The organism is Streptomyces sp. NPDC088745, assembly GCF_044751045.1.
GTDB lineage: Bacteria > Actinomycetota > Actinomycetes > Streptomycetales > Streptomycetaceae > Streptomyces > Streptomyces cremeus.
In genome coordinates this window covers 438,377-455,862 of sequence record NZ_JBIVLB010000003.1, presented here as the reverse complement: position 1 = coordinate 455,862, position 17,486 = coordinate 438,377, and the positions used below count along the sequence as shown (strand labels likewise).

The 17,486-nt window shown below is 74.0% G+C and carries 17 protein-coding genes and 1 riboswitch; of the genes, 9 read left to right on the top strand and 8 right to left on the bottom strand.

The window, feature by feature from the left end:
• Positions 1-233: 233 nt before the first annotated feature.
• Positions 234-1,004: a class I SAM-dependent methyltransferase gene (locus ACIP93_RS11330; protein WP_401757552.1), complete on the bottom strand. Its 771-nt coding sequence runs from the start codon at positions 1,002-1,004 to the stop codon at positions 234-236.
• Between the two features lie 103 nt (positions 1,005-1,107).
• Complete coding sequence (locus ACIP93_RS11325) at positions 1,108-1,578, bottom strand: SAV_6107 family HEPN domain-containing protein (protein ID WP_401757550.1); 471 nt, start codon at positions 1,576-1,578, stop codon at positions 1,108-1,110.
• Between the two features lie 152 nt (positions 1,579-1,730).
• Here ACIP93_RS11325 and ACIP93_RS11320 point away from each other — a divergent pair, with 152 nt between their 5' ends.
• The 5 genes from ACIP93_RS11320 to ACIP93_RS11300 all read left to right on the top strand — a co-directional run bounded on the left by ACIP93_RS11320 (position 1,731) and on the right by ACIP93_RS11300 (position 7,864).
• On the top strand, positions 1,731-2,582 hold the full coding sequence (locus ACIP93_RS11320; RefSeq protein ID WP_401757548.1) for an ATP-binding cassette domain-containing protein: 852 nt from the start codon (positions 1,731-1,733) through the stop codon (positions 2,580-2,582).
• Positions 2,554-4,668 (top strand): YhgE/Pip family protein, encoded by a 2,115-nt coding sequence (locus ACIP93_RS11315; protein ID WP_401757546.1) that lies wholly within the window; start codon positions 2,554-2,556, stop codon positions 4,666-4,668. The genes ACIP93_RS11320 and ACIP93_RS11315 overlap by 29 nt, the downstream gene beginning before the upstream one ends.
• Before the next feature lie 44 nt (positions 4,669-4,712).
• Positions 4,713-5,327: a TetR/AcrR family transcriptional regulator gene (locus ACIP93_RS11310; protein ID WP_401757544.1), complete on the top strand. Its 615-nt coding sequence runs from the start codon at positions 4,713-4,715 to the stop codon at positions 5,325-5,327.
• A 337-nt stretch (positions 5,328-5,664) separates the two neighbouring features.
• On the top strand, positions 5,665-6,279 hold the full coding sequence (locus ACIP93_RS11305) for a DUF4126 domain-containing protein (RefSeq protein WP_401757543.1): 615 nt from the start codon (positions 5,665-5,667) through the stop codon (positions 6,277-6,279).
• Between the two features lie 52 nt (positions 6,280-6,331).
• Positions 6,332-7,864, top strand: coding sequence for a phytoene desaturase family protein (locus ACIP93_RS11300; RefSeq protein WP_401757541.1), 1,533 nt, complete (start codon positions 6,332-6,334; stop codon positions 7,862-7,864).
• Positions 7,865-7,951: 87 nt separating this feature from the next.
• Here the strand turns inward: ACIP93_RS11300 and ACIP93_RS11295 are convergent, their stop codons facing one another.
• From ACIP93_RS11295 to ACIP93_RS11270, 6 genes are all read right to left on the bottom strand, one after another.
• Complete coding sequence (locus tag ACIP93_RS11295; protein ID WP_345223736.1) at positions 7,952-8,935, bottom strand: hypothetical protein; 984 nt, start codon at positions 8,933-8,935, stop codon at positions 7,952-7,954.
• A gap of 71 nt (positions 8,936-9,006) precedes the next feature.
• Positions 9,007-9,942 carry a methylenetetrahydrofolate reductase [NAD(P)H] gene (gene metF / locus ACIP93_RS11290; RefSeq protein ID WP_345223734.1) on the bottom strand — a complete coding sequence of 312 codons (936 nt, stop codon included), beginning with the start codon at positions 9,940-9,942 and terminating at the stop codon, positions 9,007-9,009.
• A 112-nt stretch (positions 9,943-10,054) separates the two neighbouring features.
• Positions 10,055-10,714, bottom strand: a complete 660-nt coding sequence (gene thiE, locus ACIP93_RS11285; protein WP_345223732.1) for a thiamine phosphate synthase — start codon at positions 10,712-10,714, stop codon at positions 10,055-10,057.
• A 151-nt stretch (positions 10,715-10,865) separates the two neighbouring features.
• Positions 10,866-11,231 (bottom strand): Rv2175c family DNA-binding protein, encoded by a 366-nt coding sequence (locus ACIP93_RS11280; RefSeq protein ID WP_345223730.1) that lies wholly within the window; start codon positions 11,229-11,231, stop codon positions 10,866-10,868.
• 117 nt (positions 11,232-11,348) lie between these two features.
• On the bottom strand, positions 11,349-12,518 hold the full coding sequence (locus ACIP93_RS11275) for an NAD(P)/FAD-dependent oxidoreductase (protein ID WP_401757946.1): 1,170 nt from the start codon (positions 12,516-12,518) through the stop codon (positions 11,349-11,351).
• Positions 12,519-12,566: 48 nt separating this feature from the next.
• Positions 12,567-12,959 carry a hypothetical protein gene (locus ACIP93_RS11270; RefSeq protein ID WP_345223728.1) on the bottom strand — a complete coding sequence of 131 codons (393 nt, stop codon included), beginning with the start codon at positions 12,957-12,959 and terminating at the stop codon, positions 12,567-12,569.
• Between the two features lie 48 nt (positions 12,960-13,007).
• A riboswitch (TPP riboswitch) is annotated at positions 13,008-13,120 on the top strand.
• Here ACIP93_RS11270 and thiO point away from each other — a divergent pair.
• The 4 genes from thiO to pknB all read left to right on the top strand — a co-directional run bounded on the left by thiO (position 13,118) and on the right by pknB (position 17,424).
• Positions 13,118-14,302, top strand: a complete 1,185-nt coding sequence (gene thiO / locus ACIP93_RS11265) for a glycine oxidase ThiO (RefSeq protein WP_401757538.1) — start codon at positions 13,118-13,120, stop codon at positions 14,300-14,302. Its footprint overlaps the riboswitch before it by 3 nt.
• Positions 14,303-14,310: 8 nt before the next feature.
• Complete coding sequence (gene thiS / locus ACIP93_RS11260; protein ID WP_401757944.1) at positions 14,311-14,511, top strand: sulfur carrier protein ThiS; 201 nt, start codon at positions 14,311-14,313, stop codon at positions 14,509-14,511.
• 5 nt (positions 14,512-14,516) lie between these two features.
• The gene (locus ACIP93_RS11255; protein ID WP_345223725.1) at positions 14,517-15,311 is read left to right on the top strand and encodes a thiazole synthase; all 795 of its coding nucleotides are present in this window, start codon (positions 14,517-14,519) and stop codon (positions 15,309-15,311) included.
• A 157-nt stretch (positions 15,312-15,468) separates the two neighbouring features.
• Positions 15,469-17,424 (top strand): Stk1 family PASTA domain-containing Ser/Thr kinase, encoded by a 1,956-nt coding sequence (gene pknB, locus ACIP93_RS11250; RefSeq protein WP_401757536.1) that lies wholly within the window; start codon positions 15,469-15,471, stop codon positions 17,422-17,424.
• Positions 17,425-17,486: the final 62 nt, after the last annotated feature.

The following is a 17,486-nucleotide window of genomic DNA, read 5'->3' as shown; positions in this document are numbered from 1 at the left end:
GTTGAAGCGTGCATTCCCCAACGGCCGACCCGTCATGCCGACGGTGTCCCCCGATCATACGGGGCCCGGGCGCTGATCGGGGGGCCCGCGGCGGACTCCGTACTTCCCTGGTACCCCGACTCGTCCCTGATCAGCCCCCGTGGCGGGGATGTGCGCAAGGACGGGCCCCGTTGCTCCGGACGGGCGCCCGGGCCGTGCGCGCGGTCCGCGCGGCCCCCCGGCGGACGTGCTGGTCAGGCGTCCCGCGGGGCGGCCTTGGCGCCCAAGACGTGCAGTTGGGTGGCGACGGCGTGGAAGGCGTCGAGCTCGGCCGCCGCGGCCTCCAGCTTCAGCAGGGCCTCCGTCGCGCCGGGTTCGGTGTCGACCAGGACCCCGGGGACCAGGTCGGCGAAGACCCGTACGCCGTGTATGGCGGCGACCTCGACGCCCGCGCCGCCGGCCAGCTCGCGGAGCTGCCCGGCGGTGAAGCGGCGGGGCACCGGGTCGCCCTCGCCCCAGCGGCCCGCCGGGTCGGTGAGCGCCTGACGGGCCTCGTTGAAGTGTCCGGCCAGGGCGCGGGCCAGGACGGCGCCGCCGCTGCCCGCGGCGAGCAGGCTGAGCGTGCCGGACGGGCGGAGCGCCTCGACGGCGTTGCGCAGACCCTCGGCGGGGTCGTCCACGTACTCCAGGACCCCGTGGCACAGGACGGCGTCGTAGCCGTCGCGCTCCACGACGTCGAACAGGCCGAGCGCGTCGCCCTGGACGCCGCGGACCCGGTCGGCGACGCCCGCCTCGGCGGCCCGGCGCTCCAGCGCGAACAGGGCGTTGGGGCTGGGGTCGACCACGGTGACGCGGTGGCCGAGCCGGGCGACGGGCACCGCGAAGTTCCCGGTGCCGCCCCCGGTGTCCAGGACGTCCAGGGTGTCGCGGCCGGACTCCTTGGCACGCCGGTCGAGGGCGTCCTTGAGGACCTCCCAGACCACGGCGGTGCGCAGGGAGGCGCGGGGGCGCATCGATTCCGACACGGCATTGACTCCTCGGTGAACGGTGCGGGGCGAACGGTGCGGCCAGCCCCCGCGGACACGGCTGCGCCCAGCCTAATGGGCCCGGCCGCCGGTCCCGCCCAGGTCACCGCGCCTGCGGGCCCCGCTCCTCCGCCTCCCGGCCGCGGGGCGGCGTCGGCCGGAGCGCGAGCATCCGCTCGACCAGGCGCAGGAACACCGCGGTGTCGCGGATCAGGTCGTCGGCGTCGCGGGCGCCGGCCGCGCCGTGTATGCCCGCCTCGGCGCGGGCCCGCTTCTCGGCCCCGGCGGCGAACAGGGCGCTCCACTCGGCCAGTTCGGGGGCGATCTCGGGCAGCACCTCCCAGGCGCTGCGTATCCGCCGGCGGCGGCGCGGGGTGGATTCCGGGCGGCCCCGGGCGGCCAGCACGGCGGCGGCCGTGCGCAGGGCGGCCAAGTGGGCGGCCGCGTACCGCTCGTTGGCGGTCTCGGCGGCGGTGGCCTCCTCCAGCCCCTTGTGGGCCTGGGCGAGCAGATCGAGGGCCGCGGGCGGCGCCGGGGTGCGGCGCTGCACGGGGTGAACGTCGGCCTGTGCCATGACGAACCTCCTGTCTCGGACGACGGCACGGGTGCCGTCTGAGCCCACTGTGAGGGACGCCACTGACAATCCGGCCTGAGCTGGGCTTTTGCCCGCGTCGGCGGAAGGCATACTTTTGGACTGACCGGTCAGTTCAAATATGGGGAGGGTGCGTGGACAGCCCGCACACCGGGACGGCAGAGGCCCCCGGGGCCGCACAGGACGCCGAAGGGGCCGCGATCAGCGCGGTGGGCTTCGGGCTCAAGGGACCGCGCGGCTGGGCCTTTCGCGGCGTCGACATGACCGCGCCCGCCGGTTCGTTCGTCGCGATCGAGGGCCCGTCCGGATCGGGGCGCACCTGCCTGCTGCTCGCGCTCACCGGCCGGATGCGCGCCACCGAGGGCCACGCCGAGGTGGCCGGGCTGCGGCTGCCGAAGAAGATGGCGGCCGTGCGGCGGATCAGCGCGCTCGGCCCGGTCGCGGGCGTCAGCGACCTGGACGCCGCCTTCACCGTCGCCGAGCACCTGCGCGAACGCGCCCTGCTGCAGCGCCGGTTCGACGGTTCGCTGCGCTCGCTGCTGCGCAGGCCCTCGGTGCGCAGGGCGCAGGCCCGCGCCCGGATCGACGCCGCCATGGCCGCCGTGGGGCTGGACCTCGACGCGCTGCCGAAGGGCGAGCGGACGTCCGTACGGGACCTGGAGCGGCTGGAGGTGCTGCGGCTGTCGGTGGGACTGGCGCTGATGGGCTCGCCGCGGCTGCTCGCCGTCGACGACGCGGACCTGAAGCTGTCGGACGCCGGGCGCGAGGAGGCCTGGGAACTGTTCCGGTCCCTCGCCGCGTCCGGCACCACCGTGCTCGCCGTGTGCAGCGCGCCGCCGAAGGACGCCCTGCTGGTGTCGCTGCGCAACGTGCGCGACGAGGCGCCCGAGCACGCCGGGAAGAACGCGGCCGCCACGGCCGCCACCGAGGAAGACACGACCGAGGAGGGGGCGGCCGATGCGCTCGCCGAAACTGGCCGCTCTTGAGCTCAGGCGCTTCGGCAGGGGGAAGCTCCCCCGTGCCGCGCTCGTCGCGCTCCTGCTGCTGCCGCTGCTGTACGGCGCCCTGTACCTGTGGTCCTTCTGGGACCCGTACGGGCGGCTCGACAAGATCCCCGTGGCGCTCGTCAACGAGGACAAGGGCGCGACCGCCGCGGGCAAGAAGATCACCGCCGGTGACGAGATCACCGAGAAGCTCCTCGACAGCAAGGTCTTCGACTGGCAGGAGGTGAACGCGAAGGACGCCAAGGACGGCGTCGAGAACGGCGCGTACTACCTGTCGCTGACCATGCCCGCGGACTTCAGCGAGCGGATCGCCTCCAGCTCCGGCGACACCCCGGAGACGGGTGCGCTCCAGGTGCACACCAACGACTCCAACAACTACATCGTCGGGCAGATCTCCCGGTCGGTCTTCTCCGAGGTGCGCACCGCCGCCTCCACGAACGCCTCCCGCGGTTTCCTCGACAAGATCTTCATCTCCTTCTCCGACATCCACGACGCGACCGAGAAGGCCGCCAAGGGCGCCAAGGACCTCGACGGCGGCATCGGGAAGGCGAAGAAGGGCTCCAAGGACCTCGCCAACGGGCTGACCGACGCCAAGAAGGGCAGCGGCGACCTCTCCGGCGGCATCAAGAAGCTCGACAAGGGCGCGGCCGACCTGGCGTCCGGGGCCCGGCAGGTCGCCGACGGCACCAAGACCCTCTCCGACAAGGTCAACGGGATCTCGACGAAGGTCCGGCCGTACCTGAAGGACGACGGCACCTCGATCGCGCACGCGGCGCAACTGGTCGCCGACTCCGCGAAGATCACCCAGAACCACCTGTCGACGCTGGTCAAGCGGGCCCCCGAGGCCGCGAAGGACTCGCGCAGGGTCGCCAACGAGCTGGCCGCCGTGCACCGGGAGTTCTGCGCGGACGCCCCCCAGGGCGCCGAGGACGACCCGAAGGCCGCCGCCGCGGCGAAGGCCTGCCCGATCCTCCAGAAGGGCGTCACCGCGGCCCAGGAGGCCGCCACGGTGGCCGAGGACGTCAACGCCATGGTCAAGGACGGCAACAGCGACCTGGCCCTGCTCGACACCCGGCTGACGGACGTCCGCAACAAGTCCCAGGCCCTCGTCCGCCAGGCCCCGCACCTGGACGACGACCTCAAGTCGGCCGTCGCGAAGGTCAACGCGCTCAACTCCGGCGCGCAGAAGGTCTCCCAGGGGGCGGCCAAACTGCACACCGGCCTCGGAACGGCCCGCAGCGGAGCCACCGACCTCGACCAGGGCGTCGGCAAGCTGAAGACCGGGGCGAACAACCTGGACGGCGGCCTGTTCAAGCTGGCCGACGGCAGCGGCAAGCTGGCCGGCGGCCTGAACGACGGCGTCGGCAAGATCCCCGACTACGACAAGGGCTCCCGCGACCAGCGCACCGAGGTCATGGCCGACCCGGTGAAGCTGGCCTCCTCCGCCCTGCACAAGGCGCCCAACTACGGCACCGGGTTCGCCCCGTACTTCATCCCGCTGTCCCTGTGGGTCGGCGCGATGGTGGCGTACATGCTCATCCAGCCGATGAACCGGCGCGCCCTGGCCGCCGGGGCCTCCGCCTGGCGGATCGCCTTCGCGGGCTGGCTGCCGGTGGTGGCGCTCGGGGTGGCCCAGGTCGCCGCGCTGATGGCGGTGCTGCACTACGGGCTGGGCCTGGAGATGACGCGCACGGCCGGGACGCTGGGCTTCCTGGTGCTGGTGACGGCCTGTTTCGCGGCGATCATCCAGTGGCTGAACGCCCGGTTCGGGGCGGCAGGACGCATCCTGGTGCTCGCCGTGCTGATGCTCCAGCTCACGTCGGCGGGCGGCACGTATCCGGTGCAGACCTCGCCGGGCTTCTTCAACGTGATGCACCCGTTCCTGCCCATGACGTACGTCGTCGAGGGGCTGCGCAGGCTGATCTCGGGCGGCGGTCTGGAGCCGGTCTGGACGGGCAGCGTCGTGCTGGCCGCCTTCACGGCGGGCGCGCTCGCGCTGACCGCCCTGTCGGCCCGCCGCAAGCAGGTGTGGACGCTGGACCGCCTCCACCCGGAGCTGAGCCTGTGAGCGCCCCGCCTGCGGCCCCCGGGGAACCTGTGAGAATCGGCCCCATGGACAGCACCAGCACGCGCCGCCGCAACACCCGGCAGAAGCTCTACGAGGCGGCCGTGACCCTGATCGCCGAGAAGGGCTTCTCCTCGACCAGCGTGGAGGAGATCGCCGAGCGTGCCGGTGTCGCCAAGGGCACGGTGTACTACAACTTCAAGAGCAAGAGCGAGCTCTTCGAGGAGCTGCTGCGCTACGGGGTGGGGCTGCTCACGGCCTCCCTCCAGGAGGCGGCCGACGAGACCGCCGCGCGCGGCGGCGGCAAGGTCGAGTCCCTGGACGCGATGATCCGGGCCGGGCTGCTCTTCATCCACCGCTATCCCGCCTTCACCCAGCTCTACGTCGCCGAGCTGTGGCGCACCAACCGGGCGTGGCAGTCGACGCTCCTGGTGGTGCGCCAGCAGGCGGTGGCCGTCGTGGAGCGGGTGCTCACCGAGGGCGTGGCGAACGGCGAGCTGAGCGAGGAGATCGACATCCCGCTGACGGCGGCGGCGCTGGTGGGCATGGTGCTGGTGGCCGCGCTGGACTGGCAGGCCTTCCAGAGCGAGCGCTCGCTGGACGACGTGCACGCGGCGCTGTCGCGGCTGCTGCACGGGCGGGTGGGCGGCGGGCGTCCCTGACGCGGACGCCGGTCTCCGCCACCGGCACCGCCACCGGTGCCGGTGCCGGTGCTCGTCTGAGCCGGCGCGCTCAGCTCTGAGTACCCGTACCTAGTGCCGGAGATGAGTAGCTGCGCGGATGGGCTCCCACCTGCGCGGACGACAGAGTGGGAACCACGGAAGGGGCGCTCGCGCCGAGACCGCCGACACGGGGCGGCGGAAGCGGCGCGAGACCCCGGACGGAACGGGGACACGGGGGAAGACGCACCGGTCCGGTGGCGCTCGGGGGGATCGAGCGCCGCCGGGCCGGCGTTTTCCTGTCCGCCCCGCGCCGGCGGCGACTGGTTACGATCGCTTCGTGTCGATTCTTCCCCTCGTGTTCACCAGCGGCTGGGCCAGCGGCATCAACGCCTACGCGGTGGTGCTCCTGCTCGGCGTCTTCGGCGCGACCGGGATCAGCGACGAGGTGCCGGCCTCCTTGCAGCGCACCGACGTCATGGTGGTCGCCGGGGTCCTCTTCCTGATCGAGGCGGTCAGCGACAAGATCCCGTACGTGGACTCGCTGTGGGACAGCGTCCACACGGTGGTCCGGCCGGTCGCCGGAGCGGTGGTGGGGGCCCTGCTGGCCGGGCAGAGCGGTTCGCTGCCGGAGCTGGCGGCGGGCGCGGTGGGCGGTTCGACGGCGCTGCTGAGCCATCTGGTGAAGGCCGGGACGCGAATGGCGGTGAACACCTCGCCCGAGCCGTTCAGCAACATCGTGCTCAGTACGGCCGAGGACCTGGGCGTCGCGGGCATCGTCAGCTTCGCCATGTTCCATCCCGTCGCGGCGGCCTCGATCGCCGGGGCGCTGCTCCTGGCCGGGCTGGTGCTGCTGGTCCTCCTGGCCGCCCGCATCCGGCGCTTCCGCCGCCGCCGGGCGCGGCGCCGGGAGGATAAACGCCTGATGGGCACGGGCGGACCGGCTCCCCGCTGAGTTCTCGGTGGTCCCCGCGGAGCTGTCGGTGGCCCCCGTTACAGTCACTGGCATGGCACGGATTGCGGTGATCGGCGCCGGGCTCGGCGCGATGGCGACCGCCGCCCGGCTGGCCGTCGCGGGCCACCGGGTGACGGTGTACGAACGCGGGGGCACGCACGGCGGTGCGGTGGGCCGCTTCGAGCGGGACGGGTTCGCCTTCGACACGGGACCGGGGCTGCTGCATCTCCCCGCCGTGTACCGGGACCTGTTCGTCAAGACCGGCCGGGAGTCCCTGGAGGACTCCGTGGACCTGGCCCCGGTCGACCCGGCGGGCCGCCACCTGTTCGCGGACGGTACGGACGTCTCGCTGCCCAACGCCTCGCGCGGGGCCGTGGCGGCGCTGGGCGGCGCGCTCGGCGCGGACGCGGGCGACCGCTGGGACGCGTTCATGAGCCGCGCCGGGGCCGCCTGGGACCGGGTCCGCAGGCCTCTCCTGGAGGAGCCCCTGTGGCCGGACTGGCAGGTGCTGGGCAAGGACCCGTACCCGTCGGTCGCCACCCGCCGGCTGCTGCGCGAGCGCCGCGCCGCCACGCTCGCCGAGATCGGCGCCTGGGAACTGCGCGACCCCCGGCTGACGGCCCTGCTGGAGAGCTACGCCCTCGCGTTCGGCCTCGACCCCCGCAGGGCTCCCGCCTCCGCCGCCGTGCTGCCGTACATGGAGCAGACCTTCGGCACCTGGTACGTACGGGGCGGCATGCGGGCGCTGGCGGACGCCGTGCACGCGCGCTGCCTGGCCCGCCGGGTCGAGTTCGCCTTCGGCGCGGAGGTCGTCGCGGTCACCGTGCGGGACGGCCGGGCCGCGGGGGTGGAGCTGGCGGACGGCACCCGGGCGGCGGCCGACCACGTGGTCGCGGCCGTCCACCCGCGGACCCTCGACGCGCTGGTGCACGGCCGCCCCGACGGCGCCCGGGAGGGGCACGAGCTGTACGGCGAGGGCGACTTCCAGCCCGGTCCGGAGGCGGCGGGCGCGGGCCGGGTGACGGTCTGCCTGGCCCTGTCCGGCGCGCGCGACCCGCGGGCGGCCCACCGCACGGTGGTGCACTCCGCCGACCGGGCGGCCGAGCTGCGCACCGTCTTCGAGGGCGCGGGAGCCCCGAAGTCGCCCACCGTGTGGGTCATGCGCCCCGACGATCCCGCCCTGCGCCCCGACGACGCGCACGAGACCGTCGTCCTGACGGCCGCGGCCCCGTCCCTGGACCGTGCGGACTGGACCCGTGCGTCGGCCGAGGCCTGGGCGGACGCCATGGTGGCGCAGGCGTCCCGGGCGGTCACGGGGCTGGCCGGCCGCGTGCTGTGGCGCGAGGTCCACACCCCCCGGGACATCGCCGCGCGGACCGGCGCGCCCGCGGGCGACCTGCCCGCGCCCGCGCTGGCGGGCGCCTCGGGGACGCACCTCGTGCGGTCCAACTCCCCCCGGCTGCCGGGCCTGTACGCGGCGGGCGGCTGGGCCCACCCCGGCGGCGGGCTCGCGCACGCCGGGATGTCGGGCGCGCTGGTCGCCGGGCTGATCGTCGAGGGGGACGGCTTCCGGGGCTCGCAGTAGCAGCGGAGCACGCGCGGGGGCCCGGACTTCTCACGGAAGTCCGGGCCCCCGCGCGTACGGGGCCCGGTGCCGCCGCGTACGCGTGCTTCAGTAGCGGTACTGGCCGTTCGCGCCCGTGTCGTGGCCGTTGGGGTGTCCGGCGGGCTGCTGCGGGGCCTCGGGGGCGAACGGCTGCTCGCCGTCGCGCTGCTGCGGGACCCACACCCCGCCGGGCGGGGTCTCGCCCGGGTAGCCCTCGTAGGGGCCGGGGTAGAGCTGCTGCTGGCCGCCGTAGGAGTCGTAGTCGGCGCCGCCGTAGGACTGGGGGCCGATGTACGGGTCGGAGTAGGCGGCGTACTGCTGCTGCCCGGTGTCGTAGGCGTACACCCCGGCGCTCCCGGTGTCCGCGGCGGCGTGGGCGGCGCCGGCGCCCTGCGGGTCGTAGGCGGGGTAGGAGCCGCCGCCGAAGCCGTCGTGGCCCTGCGGCTGCGGTGCGGGGGCGGAGAAGGACGCAGGGGTGTCGTAGATCCCGTACCGGCCGGTCTCGTCGGGCATCGGCTGCGGCTCGAAGACGGGGGGCTGCGGGTCGTCGTGCTGGGGCGCGCCGTGGCCCTGGTGCGGGGCGGGCTGCCCCTGGGGCGGTGCGCCGTGTCCCTGGTGCGGGGCGGCCTGTCCCTGCTGCGGGGCGCCGTGGCCCCGGTCGTATCCGGGCACGCCCTCGAAGCCGGTGCTCGGGCCGCCGCTGTCCTGCTCGCCGTACTCCAGTCCGGAGACCTGGAGCGTCGGCTGCTGCGGGGGCGCGTCGGCGTTGCCGCGGCGGCGCTTGCTGGCACCCGGCTTGCCGCCGATCGCCCAGCCGGTGGCGAAGCCCCGCCGGAAGGACAGGGTGACGTACGTCTGGCCGACCGCGAAGGCGATGGCGCCCGCGCCGATCACCGGGACGGACGGCAGCAGCACGCCGACCACCACGACGGCGAAGCCCGCGAAGGCGAGCACCCGCCAGCGCAGCCGCGCCTTGTACTGCAACAGCACCTCGCCGAGCAGCCACAGCGCGACCACGCCGAATGCGATGTAGAGGACCGTCCAGCCCATGTACGCCCCTCTCCTGCGGCCGCTGCGTCCCCTGGTGGACGCGGCGGCGCGAGTACAGCTGTGGTGACCGCTTACGACCGCGTCGGCAGTGACGTCTGGTCGTGCAGTCCGAGATTCTCGTAGATTTCGAGCGTCGCCGTCGAGTTGTTCAGCGTGATGAAGTGCATTCCCGGCACACCTTCGGCGAGCAGCGTCGCGCAGAACTCCGTGGCGAACTCGATGCCAATGGAGCGTACAGCGGCGGGATCGTCCTTGACCGCGAGCATCCGTTCTTTCACGGCGTCCGGAAATTGCGCGTTGCTGAGCTGCGGAAGTCTGTCCAGTTGCCTGACCAGCGTGACAGGCATCACTTCCGGGATGATCGGGGTGCGGCAACCGGCTGCTTCCACCCGGTCACGCATCCGCAGATAGCTCTCCGGGTCGAAGAACATCTGCGTGATCGCGTAATCGGCGCCCGCCCGGCACTTCTCCACGAAGTGGCGGATGTCGGAGTCCCAGTTCTCCGAGCGCGGGTGCATCTCCGGGAATGCGGCGACGCCGACGCAGAAGTCGCCGGACTCCTTGATGAGCTCCACGAGTTCGGACGCGTACGTGACGCCTTCCGGGTGCTTGATCCACTCCCCCATCGGGTCGCCCGGCGGGTCGCCGCGCACCGCGAGGATGTTGCGGATGCCCGCGTCGGCGAACTGGCCCACCATGTTGCGCAGCTCGGCGACCGAGTGGTCGACCGCGGTGAGGTGCGCGACGGGCGTGAGCGTGGAGTCGGAGGCGATCTTCTGGGTGGCCTTGACGGTGCCCTCGCGGGTGGAGCCGCCCGCCCCGTAGGTCACGGAGACGAAACTGGGGCGCACTGCCTCGACCCGGCGCAGGGCGTTCCAGAGGTTCTGCTCGCCCTTCTCGGTTCTGCGGGCCGAGAATTCGAAGGAAAACGACGTCTTTCCGGTCTCCAGCAGTTCACGCACCGTAAGCGCGCGATCCGATCTGGTGGAAGCTGTGCCAAGGGCCATGCCGAGAGATTAGCCAGCGGGGCGGCGCAGACCCAACCACCCAGGAGGCAAAGGTCCGTTATGCCGGTTTCTTGTCCACCCTTCGGACAGTTGTCCGGCGTGACCTATGCGCTCACTGGTCGTATGACCTGATCCTCTTGGCCAGCCCGGCGGCCGCGGCGGCCGGGTCCGTCGCCTCGGTCAACGCACGGACGACCACGACCCGGCGGGCCCCGGCGGCCAGCACCTCGTCCAGGTTGTGGGCGTCGATGCCGCCGATGGCGAACCAGGGGCGCGCCTGGCCGAGGGAGGCCGCGTAACGCACCAGGTCGAGGCCGGGGGCGTGGCGGCCGGGCTTGGTGGGGGTGGGCCAGCAGGGACCCGTGCAGAAGTAGTCGACGCCGCTCTCCGCGACGGCCGCGTCGACCTCGGAGACGGCGTGCGTGGAGCGGCCGATCAGGACGTCCTCGCTGCGGGAGCCGAGGACGGCGCGGGCGGCGGGCACCGGGAGGTCGCCCTGGCCCAGGTGGAGGACGTCGCTGCCGATGGCGTGCGCCACGTCGGCGCGGTCGTTCACGGCGAGGAGCTTGCCGTGCCTGCGGCAGGCGTCGGCGAGGACGGCGAGGTGCTCCAGCTCCTCGCCGGCCTCCATGCCCTTGTCGCGGAGCTGGACGATGTCGACACCGGAGGAGAGCACGGCGTCGAGGAAGGCGGGCAGGTCGCCGCGCTCCTTGCGGGCGTCCGTGCACAGGTAGAGCCGGGCGTCGGCGAGCTGCTCGCTGGGCGTGGGCATGGTGCGGTTCCCCCCGTGGTGGTGCCGGGGGCGGACCCCGGTCGTCGGCGGCGGGTGCGCGGTCCGCCGGGGCGGGCCGCGCACCGCCGTGGTGTGGTGCGGCGTGCCGGGGGCGAGCGGCGCTCGGGTGCGCCGCTCCACCTCCGGCGGGTCAGAGGGCGAGCGCCTGGGCGCGGCGCTTCACCTCCGTGCCGCGATTCTCGCTCAGCGCCTGCGCGGGGGTGCCGGGCAGGGTCGGGTCGGCGGTGAAGAGCCACTCCAGCATCTCCTCGTCGGAGAAGCCGTCGTCCTTCAGGACCGTCAGCAGCCCGGGCAGGCCCTTGACGATCTTGTCGCCGTCGATGAAGGGGGCGGGCACCTGGAGCGAACGGTTCTCACCGCGTCGTACGGCGATGAGCTGGCCGTCCTTCACCAGCTGCCGCACCTTCGTCACCTCCAGGTCGAGCATCTCCGCGATGTCGGGGAGGTAGAGCCAGGCGGGGACGAGGGCGTCGATCTTTGCGTCAATCTCGGTCACAGGACAAGCGTGCCATCCGGGACCGGCAACCGGCACCCGGGGCCGGTCCGCGCGACGGACTCCGTACGGCCCGGACACCCGGCCACGGCATCCGCACGGCCGGCGCCGGGCGCCCGGCTACGGCGTCCGGACCGCCGACTTCAGGGGTACGGCCGGGTCGGCGGCCCGCACCGGGTCCAGTGCCGCGCCCGTCTCGACCAGCTTGCGCCCCTGGGCGAGGTCGCGCGGGCGGCCGACCGCGAGGAGCGCGACCAGGGCCCCGCCGCGCAGCCAGCACACCGACCAGGAGGGGGTGGCGGGGTCGCCGCGCCAGATCATCTCGTCGGCGTCCGCGTGGTGGCCGACGTACTGCACGAAGCGGCCGAACTGCTCGGACCAGAAGTAGGGCACCGGGTCGTAGGGCGCCGGCGTGCCGTCCGTGATGTGCGCCGCGACGGTGCGCGGGCCCTGGAGGGCGTTGTCCCAGTGGTGCACGAGCAGGCGCGCAGCGTAGCGGCGCGAGGGGAAGGAGGCGCAGTCGCCGACGGCGTACACGTCGGGCACGGAGGTGCGCAGGTGCTCGTCCGCGGTGATCGATCCGTCGTCGCCGAGCCGCACGCCGGAGCCGGCCAGCCAGCCCGTCGTGGGTCTGGCCCCGATGCCGACGACCACGGCGTCGGCGGGGAGACGGCGGCCGTCGGCCAGCAGCACCGCGCCCGGCTCCACCGAGGCCACCTGTGCGCCGGTGATCAGTTCGGCGCCGCCCTCGGCGTACCAGGCGGCCATCGGGACGGCGATCTCGGCGGGCATCGTGCCGGCGAGCGGCCGGTCGGCGGCCTCCACGACGGTGACCGGGCAGCCGGCCTCGCGGGCGGCGGTGGTGAACTCCGCGCCGATCCAGCCGGCGCCGACGACCACCACGTCGCTCTGCGCGTCCAGCACCGGCCGCAGCCGCCGGGCGTCGTCGAGCGTCCTCAGCAGGTGCACTCCGGGGACGCCGAGGGAGCCGGGCAGCGTGACCGGGTCGGCCCCTGTGGCGATCACCAGCAGGTCGTAGGGAACAGGTCCCGTCAGGGTGTCGACCTCGTGGTCGTCCGGGCGCAGGGCGACCGCCTCGCAGCCCAGGCGCAGTTCGACGCCGAGCGCCTCGAAGTCGACCTCGAAGGCGGAGCCGTCGGCCTTGCCGAGCAGCACCGCCTTGGACAGCGGCGGCCGGTCGTACGGCGGATGGGGTTCGGCTCCGAGCACGGTGAGCGGACCGGCGAAACCCTGCTCGCGCAGGGCGACGGCGGTCTGCACTCCGGCCATGCCCGCGCCGACGACGACGATGTGCTTCTGCTCGCTCACGCGTCCACCTTACGTTTCTGACGAGCCGTCAGGAATGTTGGCCCGCGCGCCGGCCTCCCCGCCGCCCGGAATCTCCTCGACGACGCTCGTGCCGCTGCCGTCCTGGGATTCCCATGCCCAGCTCTCCTCCAGCCGAACGCGGCCGTCGGCCAGGAGCACGACCTGCGAGCGGCACCGTCCGGACGAGGTCGTCCCGTCGTGCCCCAGCTGTACGTAACGGAAGTCGAGCCGGTCGCCCTCGCGCGTGCCCACGAGATGCCCGCGCACGACGTCGCCGCCCGCGTACTCGGCCCAGATCCGGCCGTCCCGCTCGTGGTAGGCGAACCGGGTGCGGGCGCCGACCTGTCCGGGCGCCTGGTCGGCGACCGGGGCCAGCAGCAGTCCGTCGAGCGAGCGGGGCACGGGAGGCACCTCACAGTCTGTTGAACCCGGGGTTAGTCTGGTCACCGTACAAGCACTCACGGGAGCCCGGCGGACCGGGCTGAGAGGGAGGCTGACCAGGCCTCCGACCGTACGAACCTGATCCGGGTCATGCCGGCGAAGGGAGGGGCTGGACGCCCATGCGCACCTCTGCGGAAAAGCCGTACGACGTCCTGGTGGTCGGGGGCGGGATCATCGGCCTGGTGACGGCCTGGCGGGCCGCCCAGCGGGGCCTGCGGACCGCCCTGGCCGACCCCGAACCGGGCGGCGGCGCGGCCCAGGTGGCCGCCGGGATGCTGGCCGCCGTCACCGAACTGCACTACGGCGAACAGACCCTGCTCGGTCTCAACCTCGCCTCCGCGCGCCGCTATCCGGACTTCGTCGCGGAGCTCCAGGAGGCGAGCGGGCAGGACACCGGTTACCGCGCGTGCGGCACCCTGGCCGTCGCCCTGGACGCCGACGACCGCGCCCACCTGCGCGAACTGCACGCCCTGCAAAGGCAGTCGGGGCTGGAGTCGGAGTGGCTGACCGGACGCGAGTGCCGCCGCCTGGAACCGATGCTGGCGCCCGGCGTGCGCGGGGGGCTGCGGGTGGACGGCGACCACCAGATCGACCCGCGACGCCTCGCCGCGGCCCTCCTGACGGCCTGCGGGCGCGCCGGAGTGGTCCTGCACCGCGCCCGCGCCGAACGGCTGACGGTGGTACGGGAACGGGCCGCGGGCGCGCTCCTCGCCGACGGCACGCGGATCGCCGCCGACCAGGTGGTGCTGGCCGCGGGCTCGTTCAGCGGACGGCTCGCCGGGGTGCCCGAGGAGGCGCTGCCGCCGGTGCGCCCGGTCAAGGGACAGGTGCTGCGGCTCACCGTGCCGCCCGCGTACGCCCCGTTCCTGAGCCGCACCGTGCGCGCGGTGGTGCGCGGCAGCCAGGTCTACCTGGTGCCCCGCGCGAACGGCGAACTCGTCGTCGGCGCCACCAGCGAGGAGCTCGGCTGGGACACCACGGTGACGGCGGGCGGGGTGTACGAGCTGCTGCGCGACGCCCACGAACTCGTCCCCGGCATCACCGAACTCCCCCTCACCGAGACCAGGGCCGGACTGCGCCCCGGCTCCCCCGACAACGCACCGCTGCTGGGGCCCACCCTGCTGCCGGGCCTGGTGCTCGCCACCGGGCACCACCGCAACGGGGTGCTGCTGACACCGGTGACGGGCGACGTGCTGGCCACCGTGCTGACCACCGGGGAACTGCCCGACGAGGCCCGCGCCTTCAGCCCGCGCCGGTTCGCCCCCGCCGCATCCCTTCCCGTACGACAGGAGCAGCCCGCATGAGCACCACGGTGAACGTGTCCGTGAACGGCGAGGGGCGCGCGGTCCCGCCCGGCACCACCCTCGACGACCTGGTCGCCGCCCTCACGCGTGCGCCCGCCGGCGTGGCCGCGGCCCTCAACGAGACCGTGGTGCCGCGCACCCGGTGGGCCGACACCGCTCTCGGCGACGGCGACCGGGTCGAGGTCCTCACCGCGGTCCAGGGGGGCTGACCGCCATGGCCGACGACCTCTTCACGCTGGGCGGCGTCTCCTTCTCGTCCCGCCTGATCATGGGCACGGGCGGGGCGCCCAGCCTCGACGTCCTGGAGCGCTCGCTGATCGCGTCGGGGACCGAGCTGACGACGGTGGCGATGCGCCGCCTGGACGCGTCCGTGCAGGGCTCGGTGCTGTCCGTGCTCGACAGGCTGAACATCCGGGTGCTGCCGAACACGGCGGGCTGCTACACGGCCGGCGAGGCGGTGCTCACCGCGCGCCTGGCGCGGGAGGCGCTGGGGACCGACTGGGTGAAGCTGGAGGTCATTGCGGACGAGCGCACCCTGCTGCCCGACCCGGTCGAGCTGCTGGACGCGGCGGAGACCCTCGTCGACGACGGCTTCACCGTCCTGCCGTACACCAACGACGACCCGGTGCTGGCGCGCAAGCTGGAGGACGTGGGCTGCGCGGCGGTGATGCCGCTGGGCTCCCCCATCGGCTCCGGACTCGGCATCCGCAACCCGCACAACTTCGAGCTGATCGTGGACCGGGCCCGGGTGCCGGTGATCCTCGACGCGGGCGCGGGAACGGCCTCGGACGCCGTGCTGGCGATGGAGCTGGGGTGCGCCGGGGTGATGCTCGCCTCGGCGGTGACGCGGGCGCAGGAGCCGGTGCTGATGGCGGAGGCGATGCGGCACGGGGTGGCGGCGGGACGGCTGGCCCACCGCGCGGGCCGCATCCCGCGCCGGCACTTCGCGCAGGCGTCCTCCCCGGAGTCGGGCCTGGCCCGGCTGGACCCGGAGCGGCCGGCGTTCTGAGGAGCCGGCCCGTGGCGGGGCGTTCCGTGGTCCGTGGCAGGAGGCGGCCCGTGACGGCGGCGGGGGCGGGTCCGCCCCTGTCACAGGTCGGCCTCAGTACGGCCGCACCCCGTACGCTCCCGTCCGCCCCGCCCCTACCGGCTCGTAGACTCCCTGCGTGGACACGACCCTCCAGGACCCCCTCGTCGGGCAGCTGCTCGACGGCCGCTACCTCGTCGAGGCACGCATCGCCGTCGGCGGGATGGCCACGGTCTACCGGGCCGTGGACACCCGCCTCGACCGCGAGCTCGCCCTCAAGGTGATGCACCTCGCGCTGGCCTCCGACGCCGCCTTCGTCGAGCGGTTCATCCGCGAGGCCAAGTCGGTGGCCCGCCTCGCGCACCCCAACGTGGTCGGCGTCTTCGACCAGGGCACCGACGGCGACTACGTCTACCTGGCGATGGAGTACGTCGCGGGCTGCACCCTGCGCGACGTGCTGCGCGAGCGCGGCGCGCTCCAGCCCCGGGCGGCGCTCGACATCCTGGAGCCGGTGCTGGCGGCGCTGGGCGCGGCGCACCGGGCCGGGTTCGTGCACCGCGACATGAAGCCGGAGAACGTCCTGATAGGGGACGACGGCCGGGTGAAGGTCGCCGACTTCGGTCTGGTGCGCGCCGTGGACACGGTCACCAGCACCACCGGGTCCGTCCTCGGCACGGTCTCCTACCTGGCGCCCGAGCAGATCGAGCACGGCACCGCCGACACCCGCGCGGACGTGTACGCGTGCGGCGTCGTCCTGTACGAGATGCTCACCGGTGCCAAGCCGCACGCCGGCGGCACCCCCGCGCAGGTGCTCTACCAGCACCTCAACGAGGACGTGCCGCCGCCGTCGGCCGCCGTGCCGGGGCTGGGGCCGGAGCTGGACGAGCTGGTGGCGAGCGCCACCGCCCGCGACCCGCAGGCCCGCCCGTACGACGCGGTGGCGCTGCTGGGGCAGGCGCACGCCGCCCGCGGCGCCCTCACCGACGCACAGCTCGACGCCGTACCGCCGCAGGCCAGGGAGAGCGTGCCCACCGGGCCCGAGGAGCGCACCAGCGTCATTCCGCGCACCCCCGCCCAGGCCCCGGAGCACACGAACGTCCTGCCGCAGGCCCTGCCGGACGAGCGGCAGCACACCAGTCGGCTGGTGCGGCCGCTGCCGCAGGAGCCCGAGCCGCCCGCCCGGCAGGGCCGGCGGCGCTCCGCACCGTCGCGCCGCACGCTGATCTCGCTGGTCACGGCCGTACTGCTGGCGCTGGGGGTGGGCGCGGGGGTCTGGTACATCAACTCCGGACAGTTCACCGAGGTCCCGCCGCTGCTCAGCAAGACCGAGCAGGACGCCCGTACGAGGCTCGACGCCGCCGGGCTCGACGTGAAGGACGTGGAGCGGAAGTTCAGCGACACCGTCGCGCGGGGCTCCGTCATGGACAGCGACCCGGCGCCCGGCGAGCGCATCCGCAGCGGCAACGCGGTGACGCTGGTGGTCTCGCGCGGTCCGGAGATCGTGAAGGTGCCCGACCTCAGGAGGGTGCCGCTGGCGAAGGCCAGGCAGGAGCTCAAGGAGGCGGGGCTCGCGCCGGGCGTGGTGACCAGGGCGTTCAGCGAGGACGTCCCGCTGGGCGCGGTGATCGGCACGGACCCGCGGGCGGGCACCGGACGCTCCCCCGACTCCGCGGTCGCCCTGGTGGTCAGCAAGGGCGCGCCGGTGGACATGCCGACCGTGACCGGACGCGGCGTCGAGGAGGCCACCAGCACCCTCGAAGGGCTCGGCCTGAAGGTCGAGGTCGCCGCCGAGCAGATCAACTCCCCCGCTCCGGCGGGCCGGGTGGCCCGCCAGTCGGTGCCCGCCGGGACCCGGCTGGGCCAGGGCGAGAAGGTCACCCTGACGGTCTCCAAGGGGCCGCGGATGATCCAGGTGCCGGACGTGACCGGCAAGCACGCCGACGAGGCGACCCGCGTCCTGACGGGTGCGGGCTTCCAGGTCGAGGTGGACCGGCCGATCCTCTCCTTCAGCAAGGTGATCGAGAAGCAGTCCGTGCAGGGCGGCCAGGAGGCCCCCGAGGGCAGCACGATCACCATCACGACGAAGATCCTCTAGCGCCGGCGCCGCCTGCGGCGGGACGCCCCGGGAGGGGGCGTCCCCGGGGTGCGGCATCCTGG

Excerpts from the sequence above, each read along its gene's own strand:
- ACIP93_RS11325 (WP_401757550.1), bottom strand. The coding sequence starts at position 1,578 with ATGGCACAGGCCGACGTTCACCCCGTGCAGCGCCGCACCCCGGCGCCG.
- ACIP93_RS11315 (WP_401757546.1), top strand. The coding sequence starts at position 2,554 with ATGCGCTCGCCGAAACTGGCCGCTCTTGAGCTCAGGCGCTTCGGCAGG.
- ACIP93_RS11310 (WP_401757544.1), top strand. The coding sequence starts at position 4,713 with ATGGACAGCACCAGCACGCGCCGCCGCAACACCCGGCAGAAGCTCTAC.
- ACIP93_RS11300 (WP_401757541.1), top strand. The coding sequence starts at position 6,332 with ATGGCACGGATTGCGGTGATCGGCGCCGGGCTCGGCGCGATGGCGACC.
- ACIP93_RS11295 (WP_345223736.1), bottom strand. The coding sequence starts at position 8,935 with ATGGGCTGGACGGTCCTCTACATCGCATTCGGCGTGGTCGCGCTGTGG.
- metF (WP_345223734.1), bottom strand. The coding sequence starts at position 9,942 with ATGGCCCTTGGCACAGCTTCCACCAGATCGGATCGCGCGCTTACGGTG.
- thiE (WP_345223732.1), bottom strand. The coding sequence starts at position 10,714 with ATGCCCACGCCCAGCGAGCAGCTCGCCGACGCCCGGCTCTACCTGTGC.
- ACIP93_RS11275 (WP_401757946.1), bottom strand. The coding sequence starts at position 12,518 with ATGGCCGGAGTGCAGACCGCCGTCGCCCTGCGCGAGCAGGGTTTCGCC.
- thiO (WP_401757538.1), top strand. The coding sequence starts at position 13,118 with ATGCGCACCTCTGCGGAAAAGCCGTACGACGTCCTGGTGGTCGGGGGC.
- ACIP93_RS11255 (WP_345223725.1), top strand. The coding sequence starts at position 14,517 with ATGGCCGACGACCTCTTCACGCTGGGCGGCGTCTCCTTCTCGTCCCGC.